Source organism: Micromonospora citrea (assembly GCF_049629545.1).
In the GTDB taxonomy this organism is placed as follows: Bacteria; Actinomycetota; Actinomycetes; order Mycobacteriales; family Micromonosporaceae; genus Micromonospora; species Micromonospora citrea_A.
In genome coordinates this window covers 19,619-35,126 of the sequence record NZ_JBNADX010000005.1, presented here as the reverse complement: position 1 = coordinate 35,126, position 15,508 = coordinate 19,619, and the positions used below count along the sequence as shown (strand labels likewise).

Genomic DNA, 15,508 nt, shown 5'->3' with positions numbered 1-15,508 from the left:
AGCCGCGCGTGCGCCGCACCGGCGGACGATCCGCCCGGTCAGGCCCACTCGCAGCGGCCCAGCTCCCACCGGGTCGGCGCGGCCGGACGCGGCGTCACCGCCCCCGAAGGACGGAAGCGGACCGAGTCCTCCCCCAGGTCGGGGTGCTCCACGGACAGGGCCAGCGCCGCCGCCTCCTCCAGGCCGAGCAGGCCACCCTCGCCGTACGCCGTGTCGAAGGCCGCGTCACCGATCCTGCGACGCAGCGCGGACTGCTGCTCCAGCCAGTACGGCCCGTAGATGCCGGGGCTGGCCCGCAGCCGCGCCCGGGTGGCCTGGGCCGCGCCGAAGAGCCGGGCCGCGGTGACCGGATCGTCGGTGACACAGCGCACCGCCACCGCGCTGACCGTGTCGCAGGCCCGCCCGTGGTAGCCGTGGCTCATCCGGGAACGCAGCGCCACCAGCAGGTGCTCGTGCGCCGCGACCACGTCGCCCCGGGCCAGCGCGACCATGCCGAGCAGCATGTCCACCGACCGCCGGCCCCGCTCGACCGGGCGGGCCGCCTCCACCGGGCGGGCCCCGCCCAGCAGCTCGGCCGCCTCGTCCAGCGCGTCCCGCCGCCACAGCAGCTGGGCCAGGACGTAGACGGCCAGGAGCGCGTCGCCGGCCACCTCCTGCTCGTACGCCCAGTCGATGACCTCACGGCAGACCCGCTCCGCCTCGGCGAACTGCCCCATGTCGATCAGCGGGGCGGCCCGCCCGGCCAGCACCCGGGCGAGCAGTCCCGCGTCCCCGGCCTGCCGGGCCGCCGCCTCCGCCCGCTGGGAGAAGCGCAGCTCCTCGGCGAACTCGCCGTCCGCTCCGGCGTGCAACGAGTGCAGGTGGTACGCCGCCGCCAGCTCCGCCTCCGGGATCTGCTCGCCGGTCTCGGCGATCCGCCCGTACAGCCGGAACAGCCAGAGCCGGGCCTCCCGGGACAGCCCGCGCTCCCGCCACCACTGGTCCAGGCCACCGGCCAGCCGCAACCCGGCCCGCGCGCTGCCACCGGTGGCGCACCAGCGCAGGGCCGCGCGCAACTCCCCGGCCAGCGGGTCGAGCGCGTACAGCGAGAGGGTGACCGGCCGGCCGTCCGGCCCGAGGTGGGCCTGCTCCAGCGCGTGCGACGACCAGGCCACGTGCCGGTCCCGCGCGCCCTGCTCCTCGCCCGCCTCGGCCAGCCGCCGGGCCGCGTACGCCCGGATCGGGTCGAGCATCCGGTACGTGCTGCCCGTCGCCGCCGGCTCGGCCAGCACCATCGACTTGTCCACCAGCACCGACAGCGCGTCGAGCGGGTCCTCGTCGAGCAGCCACTCCACCGTGGACAGGCTCACCGGCCCGGCGAAGACCGCCAGCCAGCGCAGCAGCCGGGAGGCGCGCGGCCCCAACGTCCGGTACGACCAGGTGACCGTCGCCTGCATGGTGAGGTGCCGCTCCACGGCGGAACGCTGCACGGCCCGGTGCGCCGGTGACGGGGGCGCGCCGCCGGCCGCCGCGGCGACCAGGTCCACGGTGTCCTGCTGGTTGCCCGTCCAGGCGTGCTCCACCGGCGGCGTGGGGTCGACCCGACCGGCGTCCAGCGCGCCCAGCACGTCGTCGAGGCGGGCGGCGAGCTGCCCGGCGGAGAGCACCCGCAGCCGGGCGGCGGCCAGCTCGATGGCCAGGGGCAGGCCGTCCAGCCGCTGCACCACCCGGTGCAGGTCGCCGACCTCGGCCCAGTCCGGCGGCCGGCCGCCCCGGGCCGCCGCCGTCCGGTCCAGCAACAGCGCCACCGCGTCGCTCTCCACCCGCCCCGGCTGCGGGTCGACCGAGAGCGGCGGGATCCGCCAGACCACCTCGCCGGGCAGCCCGAAGGACTCCCGGCTGGTGGCCAGCACCCGCACCCCGCCACCCCCGGCGAGCAGCCGGGAGATCACCTCGGCGCAGGCGGCGGGCTGGGCGTCGCAGGTGTCCAGCACCACCAACATCCGGCGGGCAGCCGCGTACTCGACCAGGGTGTCCAGCATCGGGCGGCCCGGCTCCGGACGCAGCCCGAGCACCGCGGCGATCGCGAACGCCACCAGCCCCGGGTCGGTGACCGTGGCGATGTCGACGAACCACACCCCGTCCGGGTACGCCTCGACCAGCCCGGAGGCCAGCTCCACGGCCAGCCGGGTCTTGCCCGCGCCACCCGCGCCGAGCACGGTGACCAGCCGGTGCCGGCGGACCAGCAGGTCCAGCTCGGCCCGCTCGGTCAGCCGGCCGATGAAGGAGGTGACCTGGGTGGGCAGGTTGTGCGCCGCCGCCTCGGCGGTACGCGGCCGGGGGAACTGCCGTTCCAGCCCGGGTGCGACGAGCTGGAAGAGGCGCTCCCGGTCGTCGAAGCCGCGCAGCCGGTGCAGGCCGAGGTCGAGCAGGGTCGCCCCGGACGGGAGCGGGTCGGCGAAGCGGGCGGTCGACGCCGAGCAGAGCACCTGCCCGCCGTGCGCCGCGGCGGCGACCCGGGCGGCCCGGTGCACCTCCGGGCTGGCGTACTCGCCGTCGCGGGGTTCGGCGTAGCCGGTGTGCAGCCCCATCCGGACGCGCGGCGTGGCGTCCTCGTTCGGCCAGTCGTGGGTGGACAGCGCCCGCTGCGCGGTCAGGCAGGCGGTCAGCGCCTTGGCGGCGTCGGGGAAGGCGAGGAAGAACGAGTCCCCCTCGGTCAGCAGCTCCGCGCCGTCGGTCACGGCCAGCGTGTCCCGGAGCAGCCGGCGGTGCTCCCGCAGCACCGGGCGGTACTCCGGTCCGAGCAGCTGGGCCAGCCGGGTCGAGCCCTCGATGTCGGTGAAGACGAAGGTCACCCAACCGCTCGGGAGGTGGATCCGTGGCGACATGCGTGGAACCTCCGACCTGACGTCGGGTACATGCTGCCCTATGGTCGGGCCGTCACGCATCGTGAGAACGGCCGGGCGGCGTCCGACTCAAGGTGCCATCCGACCAGGCAGCCGGCAAGGCGGGAGAGCGGGGACGGCGGCGGTCAGCCGCAGCAGCCGCCACCGCAGCAACCACCGCCGCCGGACGGCGCCGGTGCGGCGGCCGGCGTTCGCCCGCCGCCTCGGCCGGTGACCGCGACGGTGGAGAGGAGCTTGACGGTGTCGGCGTGACCCTCGGGGCAGGACGCCGGCTCGCCGGCGTCCGACATCGGACGGTTGACCTCGAAGGTGTCACCGCAGGCGCGGCAACGGAACTCGTACCGGGGCATGCCTCCAGCGTACGACCGGGCCTGACGCTCCGGCGGGCATGGGTGATACTCGACGGGTGAGCGGCGAGGAGAGTGCGACCGTGCGACCCCTGCGACCGGCGACGCCGCCCGACGGGCCGCTCGGCAGCTCCGGCGCCGCGCCCGACCCGGCCCCGCTGCCCCGGCCCCGCCGACCCGTCCAGGACGAGGCCAGGATCGATCGCGCCGGGGCCGACACCCCGAACGCGGACGCCACCGAGCCTGACACCACCTCGCCCCGTGGCGCGGAGACCGAGGGCGCGAAGGCTGAGCCGGCCAAGGACGAGACGGCCAAGGCAGACCCGGCCAAGGACGAGCCGGCCAAGGACGAGACGACGACGACGGACACGACCGAGGCCGGCGCGGCGAAGGGTGTGCCCGGCAGACGGCGGCGGATTCCGTTCGCGCACGCGGTCCGGCTCCCCCCGCCCCGACAGGCGGTCGCCGGCGCGGCCCGGGCCACCCGGGCCTGGTCCCGCCGGCCCAGCGGCCGGCTGACCCTGCCCGGGCTGTTCCTCTTCGCGCTGGTCGCCGCGACCGGAGCGGTCGGCGCGGTCGTGGTCCCGTCGGCCGTGCGGCAGGCCAGGCCGGTCGCCGTGGACGCGACCGAGCCGGGCGCGGTCGTCGTACCCGCGCCGGGCGCGCTGCCCGGGGCCACGGTGGCGCCGGTGCCGCCCGGGGTGACCCCGCCGGCCGGGCTGCCGCCCACCACGCCGCTGCCCGGCGGCGTGACGCCGACCGCTCCGGCGCCCGGGTCGGTCACCGGACGCCCGGCGGACGCCCTCGCCGCCTGGGCGCAGACCACCGGCGCGAAGGTCGGCGTCTCGCCGGTGGCGATGCAGGCGTACGGCTACGCCGAACTGGTGCTGGCCGAGACGAACCGGAGCTGCCAGCTCAGCTGGACCACGCTCGCCGCGATCGGGTACGTCGAGTCCCGGCACGGGCAGGCCAACGGCGCCCGGCTCGGCTCGACCGGCCGGGCCGAACCGGAGATCATCGGCGACGCGCTGGACGGCAACGGCGGCCGCATGCTGATCCGGGACACCGACCGGGGCCTCTTCGACCGGGACACCACCTACGACCGGGCCATCGGGCCGATGCAGTTCATCCCGACCACCTGGCAGGAGATCGGCGCGGACGCCGACAACGACGGCCGCAAGGACCCGCACGACCTGGACGACGCGGCGCTGGCCGCCGGGAGGTACCTGTGCAAGGGCGGCCGGAACATGACCGTCCCCGGTGACTGGTGGGGCGCCATCCTGTCCTACAACGACGTACGCCGCTACGCCACCGACGTGTTCGACAAGGCCAACGAGTACGGCCGGGCGAGCCGTACGTGATGTGATCGTCCGCGTACATTGCCGGACCGGACACTTCCCCCGGGCAGCCGTTGGCGGCAAGCTGTACGGGTGATGGTGCGCGAGTGGGATCCCCGGACCGCGTCGTCCGACGAGATCGCGTCCGTGCTGGACACGCTGAACGCGGTCCTGGCGGCGGACCTCCCGCAGGACCCGCCCTGGCGGGAGAACTCCCTGCGGGAGTACCTCTCCGAGGTGATGCCGGGCGAACGGCGGATCTCCTGGGTCGCCGAGGGCGATCCGGGTCCCGACGGTGCGCCGGGCCCGATCCTGGGCCACGTCCACGTGCTGCTCCTCGGTGACATCGGCGTGCTGGAGGTGCTGGTGCACCCGGAGGCGCGCCGCACCGGCCTCGGCCGTCAGCTGGTGCTGACCGCGGCCCGCCGGGTCTACCAGGAGGGCTTCCGGTCGATCGGTGTCGAGGTGGTCGGCGACACCCCCGCCGTCGCCTTCTACGAGTCGCTCGGCTTCCTCCGCGAGTACGTGGAGACCCGCAGCGTGCTCGACCTCGGCACGGTCGACTGGCCGGCGCTGACCGAGATGGCCGGCGGCGTGGGCGCCGGATACCACCTGGAGTTCTGCCCGGGCGGGCCGCCGGACGACCTGATCGAGGCGTACGCGCGGGCCAAGGCCGAGGTGCGCGACGTCGACGACGGCGAACTGCGCCCCAGCTCGTACGACCCGCAGCGGCTGCGGGACAGCCTGGACACGCTGCACCGGCGCGGCATGAAGCCGTACATCGTGCTGGCCCTGCACGAGCAGACCGGGCAGGTGGCCGGGCTGACCGAGGTGGTGGTGCCGGCGCAGCACCCCACCCGCGCCGACCAGTACGACACCATCGTGGTGCAGGATCATCGGGGCTACGGCATCGACCGGGCGATCAAGGCCCGGATGCTGCTGGAGCTACGCTCGGCCGAGCCCACGCTGGGCGAGGTGCAGACCTGGAACGCCCAGGCCAACGAGGCGATGCTCAAGGTCAACGCCGAGCTAGGCTACCGCCCCGACCGGGAGTGGTGTGAATACAGCGTGGACGTCGCCGAGCTGGTGCACCGCCTCGACGCCTCCCGCTGACCACGAATTCACCACACCGCCGCCCGGGGGATGGACGGCGGCCATCACCGACCCTTAACGTGCGTTAGTTCACGTCCACCCATCGTGGAGGCCCTATGCGCCCGCGCCGCAGATACGCCGCGCTCGCAACCGCCGCCGCCGTCACCCTTCCGGTCATCGGCGTCGCACCGACCGCGGCCAGCGCCGCGCCCACCGACCTTTTCATCTCGGAGTACGTCGAGGGCTCGTCCAACAACAAGGCGATCGAGCTCTTCAACGGCACCGGGTCCCCCGTCGACCTCACGGCCGGCGGCTACCAGCTCCAGCTCCACTTCAACGGCTCCACCACGCCGACCAACATCGCGCTGACCGGCACCGTCGCCGCCGGTGACGTGTTCGTCTTCGCCGCCTCCTCGGCCGCCCCGACGATCCTCGCCCAGGCCGACCAGACGTACGCCTCCTCGCTGTTCAACGGCGACGACGCGATCGTGCTGCGCAAGGGTGGCAGCGTGCTCGACTCGATCGGTCAGGTCGGCGTCGACCCGGGCACCGAGTGGGGTGCCGGGCTGACCAGCACCGCCGACAACACGTTGCGTCGGCTGCCGTCGGTCTCCGCCGGGGACACCGAGCCGTCCGACGCCTTCGACCCGGCCGTGCAGTGGGCCGGTTTCGCCACCGACACGTTCGACGGTCTGGGCAGCCACGCCGTGGGCGACGGCGGCCCGGTCGACCAGCCGGCCGCGCTGAACTGCGGCGGCACGCTGACCCTGGAGGCGGGCGCGACCGCCACCCGCGAGGTCACCGCCACCGACGCCGACGACACTGTCGTCGATCTCGCCGTCACCGCGGTCAGCCCGACGCCCGCCACCGGGTCGATCAGCCGTACCGCGTTCACGCCGGCCACCGCCGCCGGCGGCACCGCCACCGCCACGGTCACCGCCACCGGCCTGCCCGGTGGGACGTACGCGGTCACCCTGACCGCGACCGACGCCGACGGCGGCACCGCGACCTGCACCCTCACCGTGCAGGCCACCACCGTGCTGTCGGTGGGCGAGGTGCAGGGCCCGACCGGGGACGACGAGAACGGCCGGACCGACCGCTCCCCGCTCGCCCCGGCCAGCGGCAACGGCACCAGCTCCACGCTGTACGACGTGCGCGGCGTGATCACCCAGAAGTCGCTCACCCGCACCTCGGCCGGCGCCGCCCAGTACGGCTTCTACCTGCAGAGCCGCACCGGCACCGAGGACGGCGACCCGCTCAGCTCCGACGGCCTCTTCGTCTTCACCGGCTCGTTCACCACGCTGATCGGCGGCTACACGCCGACGGTCGGTGACGAGGTGGTGCTGCGCGGCCGGGTGTCGGAGTACTTCCACCAGACCCAGCTCTCCAGCGCCTCGCTGGTGCGCAAGCTGGACTCCGGCCTGGACGTGGACACCGCCGTGGCGGTGGACGACGCGACGCCGCCGGCCGACGCCACCGGCGCCGACCTGTTCTGGGAGCGGCACGAGGGCACCCGGATGCGGGTCCGCTCGGGCAGCGGGGTGTCCGCCCCGCGCCACATCTTCGCCTCCACCCTCGACTCCGAGATCTACGTGGTGGACCGCGAGGACCCGATCATGAAGCGGACCGACCCGTACGCCCGTCGGGTGTTCCGGGACGCCCACCCGCTGGACGACATCCCCGGCACCCTCTTCGACAACGGCAACAACCAGCGGATCCTGCTCGGCGCGGGTGGGGTCAAGGCCACCGCCGGGGACTCGGCCGCGCTGCTGCCGCCGGCCCGCACCTTCGACACCCTCGCCACCGACGCGTACGGCGCGGTCGCCTTCGGCTTCAGCAAGTACACCGTGCAGCCGGAGACGCTCGCCCTCGGCGCGGGCGCCGACCCGTCGGCGAACAACCCGCCGAAGCCGGCCGACCGCAGCCGTGAGGTCGCCGTCTCGACGTACAACGTGGAGAACCTGTACGACTTCCGGGACGACCCGTTCGACGGCTGCGACTTCGCCGGCAACCCGGGCTGCACCGGGGTACGGCCGCCGTTCGACTACGTGCCGGCCGGCGAGGCGGAGTACCGGGAGCACCTGGCCGCGCTCGCCGACCAGATCCGCACCGACCTGCACTCCCCGGACCTGATCCTGGTGCAGGAGGCCGAGGACCAGGACATCTGCACGGTGTCCGGCACCGAGCTGGCCTGCGGTGACAGCAATGACGCCGACGGCGCCCCGGACACCCTCCAGGACCTGGCGCTGACCATCGCCGCCGCCGGTGGCCCGGCCTACGCCGCCGCGTACGACCGCAGCGGCGCGGACGCGCGCGGCATCGTCTCCGCGTTCCTGTACCGCACGGACCGGCTGTCGCTGGCCGAGGCGACCGCCACCGACCCGCTGCTCGGCGCCACGCCGACGGTGCGGTACCGGTCGGCGGGGCTGCCGTCCAACGCGGACGTGCAGAACCCGAAGGCGCTCAACGCGGTGCTGCCGGCCGACACCGACACGTCGACCGGCCAGGACGGCGACAACGTCTTCACCCGCGCTCCCCAGCTGGGCAAGTTCGTGGTGAGGGCGACGCCGGGCGGCGCGGAGTCCTACCTGCTGTACGCGCTGAGCAACCACTACTCGTCCGGTCCGGACAGCAGGGTCGGACAGCGCACCGAGCAGGCGCGGTACGGCGCGGCGATCGTCACCGCGATCGAGGAGTCGGATCCGCACGCCCGGGTGGTCTACGGCGGCGACATGAACGTCTTCCCCCGCCCGGACGACCCGATCGCCACGGCGGCGAACCCGACCCCGTCGGACCAGCTCGCCCCGCTCTACGAGGCCGGCCTGCACAACCTCTGGGACGACCTGGTCGCGGACGCCCCGGCGGCGGCCTACTCGTATAACTACAGCGGGCAGGCGCAGACGCTGGACAGCATCTTCGTCAACGACGCGCTCCACGCCGACCTGGTGCAGGTGCGGACGGCGCACGTCAACGCCGACTGGCCGAGCGACTTCACCGAGGACGGCTCGCGGGGCGCGAGCGACCACGACCCGTCGGTCGCCCGGTTCCGGGCGCAGCCGTCGCTGCGCGTGGCCGACGCGTCGGTGGTCGAGGGCGACAAGGGTGACCGGACGCTGACCTTCCAGGTCACCGTCTCCCGTCCGCTGTCGACGCCGACGACGCTCTGCGCCGCGGCGGTGGGCCTGACCGCGTCGGCCGGCTCGGACTTCGACCCGTACGTCGGCTGCCGGGTGCTGCCCGCCGGGCAGACCTCGCTGGCGTTCCCGGTGACCGTGCGGGGTGACCGGAAGGTGGAGGCGAACGAGAAGATCGCGTTCGCGGCCGCCGGCCCGCTGAGCCTGCGGCTCGCCGACCCGCTGGCGATCGGCACCATCACCGACGACGACTGACGGTCCGAGGTACGACGACGGCCCGTCGTCCGGGAGTGCACCCTCCCGGGCGGCGGGCCGTCACCCGTCGGGGCGCGGCACGCGCGGCGGTGGCGGCACGTTCCGGTACTTCGCGACGCGCACCTCCCACTGGCTGCGCCGGCGCATCGCGTCCCGCACCGCGCGGTTGCGGTAGTACGTCTCGGGCGGCCGGGCCAGCCCGTAGACGTCGGCCCACCACTCGCCCGGCTCCGGGTCGAGGATCGTGTCCAGGTGGGAGGGGTAGCGCCGCTCTGCGCCGTCCCGGGCCGGGCGCTGTGGATATCGCCGGGCGCGCCCGGCCCGCCGAACCCCAGGGCCGAGCTACCGGCAGCTCACGGCAGCACCTCGATGTGAACGGCCCCCCGCGCGCCGCACGTCACACGCGGTCGCGGCGGCCCAGCGGCGGCCCAGGGGGCTCAGTAGCGCTCGCGGAGCAGTTGGGCGGCCTCGACGGCCCAGTAGGTGAGGATGATCTGCGCACCGGCCCGGCGGATCGAGGTGAGCGTCTCCAGCATCACCCGCTCCCGATCGACCCAGCCGTTCGCGGCGGCCGCCTCGACCATCGCGTACTCGCCGGAGACCTGGTAGGCGGCGACCGGGACGTCCACCGCGGCGCGGACCGCCGAGACCACGTCGAGGTAGGGCAGCGCCGGCTTCACCATCACCATGTCGGCGCCCTCGGCGACGTCCAGCGCCACCTCGCGCAGCGACTCGCGCAGGTTCGCCGGGTCCTGCTGGTAGGCGCGCCGGTCCCCCTCCAGCGCGGACTCCACCGCGTCGCGGAACGGGCCGAAGAAGGCCGAGGCGTACTTGACCGCGTACGCCAGCACCGCCACGTCCTGGTGGCCGGCGGCGTCGAGCGCCCGGCGTACGACGCCGACCTGGCCGTCCATCATCCCGGACGGCCCGACCACGTGGACCCCGGCGGCGGCCTGGGCCACCGCCATCTCGGCGTACGCCTGAAGCGTGGCGTCGTTGTCGACCGCGCCGTCCGCGGTGAGCACGCCGCAGTGCCCGTGCGAGGTGAACTCGTCCAGGCAGAGGTCGCTCATCACGACCGTGGCGTCGCCCACCTCGGCGACGACGTCGGAGATGGCGACGTTGAGGATGCCGCCCGGGTCGGTACCACCGGAGCCGCACTCGTCCCGCGACGCCGGCACCCCGAAGAGCATGATGCCGCCGACCCCGGCCTGGACCGCCTCGACGGCGGCCTTGCGCAGCGAGTCCCGGGAGTGCTGGAGCACCCCCGGGAGCGACGCGATCTGCCGCGGCTCGGCCAGCCCCTCCTTGACGAACATCGGCACGACCAACTCGGCCGGGTCGACGCGGGTCTCGGAGACCAGCCGCCGCACGGCCGCGTTACGACGCAGCCGGCGGGGCCGGATCTCGGGGTACGGCATGAGGAGCCTCCCTGTCAGCGGAACCTCAGGGCGGTCGGCCCCTGCACCTTCGAGCCACGGCGCTGCTTGGCCGGCATGGCGGCCAGCTTCTCCCGCAGTTCGACGGCGTAGGCGGCGAGCGCCTCCACCAGGTCGGGCACCGAGGCGTGCGGCGGCTGCACGTCGACCCGCAGGCCGAACTCCGTCGCGGTCTCCGCCGTCTTGGGCCCGATGACTGCAACAACGGTACGGGCGTGCGGCTTCCCGGCGATACCGACGAGGTTCCGCACGGTGGAGGAAGACGTGAAGAGCACCGCGTCGAACCCGCCCGACTTGATCGCGTCGCGGATCTCGGCGGGCGGCGGCGCGGCCCGGACCGTCCGGTACGCGGTCACGTCGTCGACCTCCCAGCCGCGCTCGGTGAGCCCGGCGGCGAGGGTCTCGGTGGCGATGTCGGCGCGCGGCAGCAGCACCCGGCCGACCGGGTCGAGGATCTCGTCGTGCGGCGAGAACTCGGCCAGCAGGCCCTCGGAGGACTGCTCACCGGAGGGCACCAGCTCCGGCTGGATGCCGAAGGCGCGCACCGCGTCGGCGGTCGCCTCACCGATACAGGCGATCTTGACGCCACCGAAGTGGCGGGCGTCCAGGCCGTGCTCGGCGAACTTCTCCCAGACCGCGCGGACGGCGTTGACCGAGGTGAAGATCACCCAGGCGTACCGGCCGTCGACCAGGCCCTTGACCGCCCGCTCCATCTGGGCCGGGGTGCGCGGCGGCTCGACCGCGATGGTCGGCACCTCGCACGGGATCGCCCCGTACGCGCGCAGCCGGGCGCTCATCGCGCCGGCCTGCTCCTTGGTCCGGGGGACGAGCACCTTCCAGCCGTACAGCGGGCGGTTCTCCCACCAGCTCAGCTTGTCCCGCTGACCCACGCCCTCACCGACGGTGAGCACCACCCGGCCGGTGAAGCCGAGCGCCGCCGCGACGAAGGAGTCCACGGTCGACGTGGTGGTGTACTGGGTCTCGCCGGTGCCGTCGCCGGTCACCCCGACGCCGGTGGTGCCGTCCACCCCGGCGGCGAGCAGGCCGTCCCGGATGGCGGCCAGGTCGCCGGCGTCCACGGCCAGCGCCAGCGAGCCCCGGCCGACGGCGGCGGCGAGCGCGTCGAAGTCCAGCGTGCCGACGTCCTCGACGTCGGCGGCGGTGCGTACGCCCGGCAGCGGCACGCCGGCGTACGTGGCGACGCCCTCGGCCTGCCCGACGCCCGGCACCACCTCGAAGTGCGCGGCGGTACGCGCCACCGCCTGCACCTCCTTGACCACCGAGTCGTGGCCGAACGGGTCACCGGCGACCAGGTGCACCGCGTTCAGCCCGGAGCGGGCCGCGGAGATGAGCACCTTCGCCACGTCACCCGGCACACCCTCGGCGGGGGTGAACTGGGCGTCCTCCTTGGCCTGGGCGCGGACGACGTCGAGCAGCGACTCGGGGACTCCCCGGTCGTACACCACCTGGTCGGCGTCGACCAGGGCGTCGTGCGCCCGGCGGGTCAGCAGGCCCGGGTCGCCGGGGCCAGCCCCGACGAATGCGATCCGGCCTACGGGCTTACGGGTGCGGGTCATTCTGTGCTCCCAAATTGCTGGGTCCCCGGGCCGGTGCTTCCGTCGTGGCCGAGGATCGAGTCGGCGCCGAGGTCGAGGAGTTCGGCGGCGAGTGCCTTGCCGATCTCCGCCGCGTCGGCGGGCGTTCCGGTGCGGGACAGCCGCAGGTCTCGGGTGCCGTCCGGGCTGATCACCGCCCCGCGCAGGTAGATCTCCTCGCCGACGTCGCCTTCGGCGAGTTCGGCGTAGGCGGCGACCGGAGCGGAGCATCCGGCCTCCAGGGTGGCCAACAGCGCCCGCTCCGCGACGACCGCGGCGCGGGACGGTGCGTGGTCGAGCACCGCGAGCAGCTCGACCAGTTCCGTGTCGTCGGCCCGGCACTCCACCGCCAGCGCGCCCTGGGCGGGCGCGGGCAGCATCAGCATCGGGTCGAGCGTCTCGGTGATCTCGTCGGTCCGCCCGATCCGGGCCAGACCGGCCCGGGCCAGGACGATCGCGTCGAGATCGGCGTCCGGGCCGAGCACCCGCCGCAGGCGGGTGTCCACGTTGCCCCGGATCGGGGTGACCTCCAGCTGCAGGCCGAGGGCGTGCAGCTGGGCGATCCGGCGCAGCGCGCCGGTGCCCACCACCGCGCCCGGCGGCAGCTCGGCGAGGGTACGACCGCCCTTGGCGACCAGCGCGTCGCGCGGGTCCTGGCGGGGCGGCACCGCCGCGATGTGCAGCCCGGCCGCCGCGGCGGTGGGCAGGTCCTTGTAGGAGTGCACGGCGAAGTCGATGGTGCCGGCGGTCAACGCGTCGCGCAGCGCGGAGACGAAGACGCCGACGCCGAGCCGGTGCACGGGGGCCGAGGAGCGGTCACCCGCGGTGACCACCTCCACCAGTTCGACCGGGCGGCCGGTGGCGGCGGTCAGCGCCTCGGCGACGTGGCCGGACTGGGCCATCGCCAGGGCGCTGCCCCGGGTACCGAGGCGCAGGGGGCTGCTCATCGCTCACCTCCGGTGTACGGGGTGGTGTCGGTGTCGACCACGTCGGGCACCGTGTCCACCGGGGAGGAGGTCTGTGGTACCTCCAGGTCGAACAGCTCGCGCAGCAGCGCGGCGTACTGGTCGCCGCCGGGTTCCGCGGCGAGCTGGCGTACCCGCACCGTGGGCTGGTGCAGCAGCCGCTGCACCACCCGGTGCACGGTCCGGGCGACCTCGGCACGCTGGTCGTCGCTGAGGTCGGGCCGGCGCTGGGCGAGCCGACGCAGCTCGGCGCCGACCACGTCCTCGGCCCGGCCGCGCAGCGCCGCCACGGTGGGCGCCACGTCCGCGCCGCGCAACCAGCTCAGGAACGCCTCGACCTCGCCGGTGACGATCCGGGTCACCTCGGCGGCGTCGGCGGCGGCCGGACCGTCGGCGAGCAGGCCGGCCATCCGGTCGATGTCGATCACCTCGACACCTGCCAGCCCGGCCACGCCCGGCTCGACGTCGCGGGGCACGGCGAGGTCGAGCAGGACCAGCGGCCCCCGGTCGGTGTCGCGCCGGGTCAGCGCCCGGGTCACCACGTCGAGGGTGAGGACCGGTTCGGTGGCCGCGGTGGCGGCCACTACGATGTCCACTGTGGAGAGCGCGTCGACGAGCGCGGCCATCGGGACGGCGTTCGCCCCGTACGACTCGGCCAGGCGTACCGCCCGGTCGGCCCCCCGGTTGGTGACGGTGAGCGGGCCGGCGCCCAGCCGGGAGAGTGTCGCCACGCTCAGCGCGCCCATCGCGCCCGCCCCGACCACCATGGCGGGCCGGGCGGAGAGGTCACCGTCGAGGTGATCGGCGGCCAGATCCAGCGCGGCGGTCACCACGCTCTGCCCGGCCCGGTCGATGTTGGTCTCGGCGTGCGCCCGCTTGCCGACCCGCAGCGCCTGCTGCATCAGTTCGTGCAGCAGCCGGCCGGCGGTGTCCGCGCCGCTGGCCCAGTGGTACGCGTCCCGCAACTGGCCGAGGATCTGCGCCTCGCCGACCACCATCGAGTCCAGCCCGGCGGCGACCCGGAAGACGTGGTCGACGGCGGCGCCGTCGTAGTGCACGTAGAGGTGGTTGGCGAGCGTCGCCGGCGGGGAACCGGCCTGCTCGGCCAGGACGGCGCAGATGTCGCCCAGGCCGCCGTGGAAACCGGACACGGCGGCGTAGACCTCCACCCGGTTGCAGGTGGAGACCAGCACGGCCTCGGCGACGTACGGCTGGGCGACCAGGCGGTCCAGGGTGCGGGTGAGATCGGCGGGGGCGACCGCCAGCTGCTCCAGGGTGGCGACCGGAGCGGTGCGGTAGGACGCGCCGACGACGAGCAGTTTCACGTGCCGATCGCCTCCTGGGTGTCGGGGGCCGTGAGCCCACCGGGCAGGGCGGTGAGCGCGGACCCGCCGGTGGCCGGGAGCGCGGTCAGGGACGCCTTGCGGTGCTCGTGGAACGACAGGATCTGGAGCTCGATGGCGAGGTCGACCTTCCGCACGTCGACGCCCTCCGGCACCGAGAGTACGCACGGGGCGAAGTTGAGGATGCTCGTGACGCCGACGGCGACGAGCCGGTCGGCCACAGCCTGGGCGGCCGGGGCGGGGGTGGCGATGACGCCGATCGAGATCTGCTCCTCGGCGGCGACGTCGGCCAGGTCGTCGACGTGCCGTACGACCAGGCCGTTGATGATCTCGCCGACCCGGGCGCGGTCGGCATCCAGGAGGGCGGCGATCCGGAAGCCGCGGCTGGCGAAGCCGTCGTAGCCGGCCAGGGCGTGACCGAGATTACCCACGCCGACCAGGGCAACGGCCCGCCGCTGGGTGAGCCCGAGCACGAACTCGATCTGGTCGACCAGCAGCCCGACGTCGTAGCCGACGCCCCGGGTGCCGTACGAGCCGAGGTGTGAGAGATCCTTGCGGAGCTTGGCCGAGTTGACCCCGGCGGCGCTGGCCAGCCCTTCGCTGGAGACCGTCTCGTGGCCGGCTTCGGCGAGGTTGTGCAGGGCACGGAGGTACTCGGGGAGCCGCGCGACGGTCGCCTCCGGGAGGTCCGGGAGCGCCGGTACGGCACCGGCGCGGCCGGGCGCGCCAGGGTGACGGTGCTGACTCATGAGACTCCGTGCGGTGCGATCCTCGGCCGGTGACCGACCGTTTCGGGACTCCCGCTGGCGACCGAGGTTGCCGGCTGTGCTAGCAGGGCGCGTCGGAACTACAGGGTAGGCGCTTGTGAAGACGTGCACAAATCGCGATCTTGCTGTCTCGCGACGTGCCGTCACCAGGCCCTCCATTCTGCAAGATCGATCCGGCGGCCTCCGGCGGCGCCGCTGCGCGATTATTGCTCAATCCCGACTTCTCTGACCAATCACGCGCGCTCAGCGGCGACGTGGCGTATCCCTCACCACCACACCCGGTGGCCCCGGCCCCGGCGGGCCCCGGCCCCGGCCGGTGAACGGCCGACCGCCGGGCGGACCGGAGCGA

General features: G+C 74.5%; 10 protein-coding genes. 3 read left to right on the top strand and 7 right to left on the bottom strand.

What is annotated here, in order from left to right; genetic code table 11:
- Window positions 1-38: 38 nt before the first annotated feature.
- Together ACPFP2_RS07995 and ACPFP2_RS07990 are read right to left on the bottom strand one after the other, a co-directional pair.
- Entirely contained in the window at window positions 39-2,867 is a 2,829-nt protein-coding gene (locus ACPFP2_RS07995; protein WP_424087617.1) for an ATP-binding protein, read from the bottom strand.
- A 143-nt stretch (window positions 2,868-3,010) separates the two neighbouring features.
- Window positions 3,011-3,235: an FmdB family zinc ribbon protein gene (locus ACPFP2_RS07990; RefSeq protein WP_424087615.1), complete on the bottom strand. Its 225-nt coding sequence runs from the start codon at window positions 3,233-3,235 to the stop codon at window positions 3,011-3,013.
- A gap of 38 nt (window positions 3,236-3,273) precedes the next feature.
- Here ACPFP2_RS07990 and ACPFP2_RS07985 point away from each other — a divergent pair, with 38 nt between their 5' ends.
- From ACPFP2_RS07985 to ACPFP2_RS07975, 3 genes are all read left to right on the top strand, one after another.
- The gene (locus ACPFP2_RS07985) at window positions 3,274-4,593 is read left to right on the top strand and encodes a lytic murein transglycosylase (RefSeq protein WP_424087614.1); all 1,320 of its coding nucleotides are present in this window, start codon (window positions 3,274-3,276) and stop codon (window positions 4,591-4,593) included.
- A gap of 72 nt (window positions 4,594-4,665) precedes the next feature.
- The gene (locus ACPFP2_RS07980) at window positions 4,666-5,682 is read left to right on the top strand and encodes a GNAT family N-acetyltransferase (RefSeq protein ID WP_424088015.1); all 1,017 of its coding nucleotides are present in this window, start codon (window positions 4,666-4,668) and stop codon (window positions 5,680-5,682) included.
- A gap of 95 nt (window positions 5,683-5,777) precedes the next feature.
- Window positions 5,778-9,050, top strand: coding sequence for a lamin tail domain-containing protein (locus tag ACPFP2_RS07975; RefSeq protein ID WP_424087612.1), 3,273 nt, complete (start codon window positions 5,778-5,780; stop codon window positions 9,048-9,050).
- A gap of 437 nt (window positions 9,051-9,487) precedes the next feature.
- Here ACPFP2_RS07975 and hemB read toward each other — a convergent pair whose 3' ends face one another.
- Genes hemB through ACPFP2_RS07950 form a run of 5 tightly spaced genes read right to left on the bottom strand, consistent with a single transcriptional unit; the run spans window position 9,488 to window position 15,141 of the window.
- Window positions 9,488-10,471 (bottom strand): porphobilinogen synthase, encoded by a 984-nt coding sequence (gene hemB, locus ACPFP2_RS07970; RefSeq protein ID WP_424087610.1) that lies wholly within the window; start codon window positions 10,469-10,471, stop codon window positions 9,488-9,490.
- Window positions 10,472-10,485: 14 nt separating this feature from the next.
- Entirely contained in the window at window positions 10,486-12,066 is a 1,581-nt protein-coding gene (locus tag ACPFP2_RS07965; RefSeq protein WP_424087608.1) for a uroporphyrinogen-III synthase, read from the bottom strand.
- Window positions 12,063-13,031 carry a hydroxymethylbilane synthase gene (gene hemC, locus ACPFP2_RS07960; RefSeq protein ID WP_424087606.1) on the bottom strand — a complete coding sequence of 323 codons (969 nt, stop codon included), beginning with the start codon at window positions 13,029-13,031 and terminating at the stop codon, window positions 12,063-12,065. Before hemC ends, ACPFP2_RS07965 begins: the two co-directional genes overlap by 4 nt.
- The gene (locus ACPFP2_RS07955; protein ID WP_424087605.1) at window positions 13,028-14,374 is read right to left on the bottom strand and encodes a glutamyl-tRNA reductase; all 1,347 of its coding nucleotides are present in this window, start codon (window positions 14,372-14,374) and stop codon (window positions 13,028-13,030) included. Before ACPFP2_RS07955 ends, hemC begins: the two co-directional genes overlap by 4 nt.
- Window positions 14,371-15,141: a redox-sensing transcriptional repressor Rex gene (locus ACPFP2_RS07950; RefSeq protein ID WP_424087603.1), complete on the bottom strand. Its 771-nt coding sequence runs from the start codon at window positions 15,139-15,141 to the stop codon at window positions 14,371-14,373. The genes ACPFP2_RS07955 and ACPFP2_RS07950 overlap by 4 nt, the downstream gene beginning before the upstream one ends.
- Window positions 15,142-15,508 lie beyond the last annotated feature (367 nt).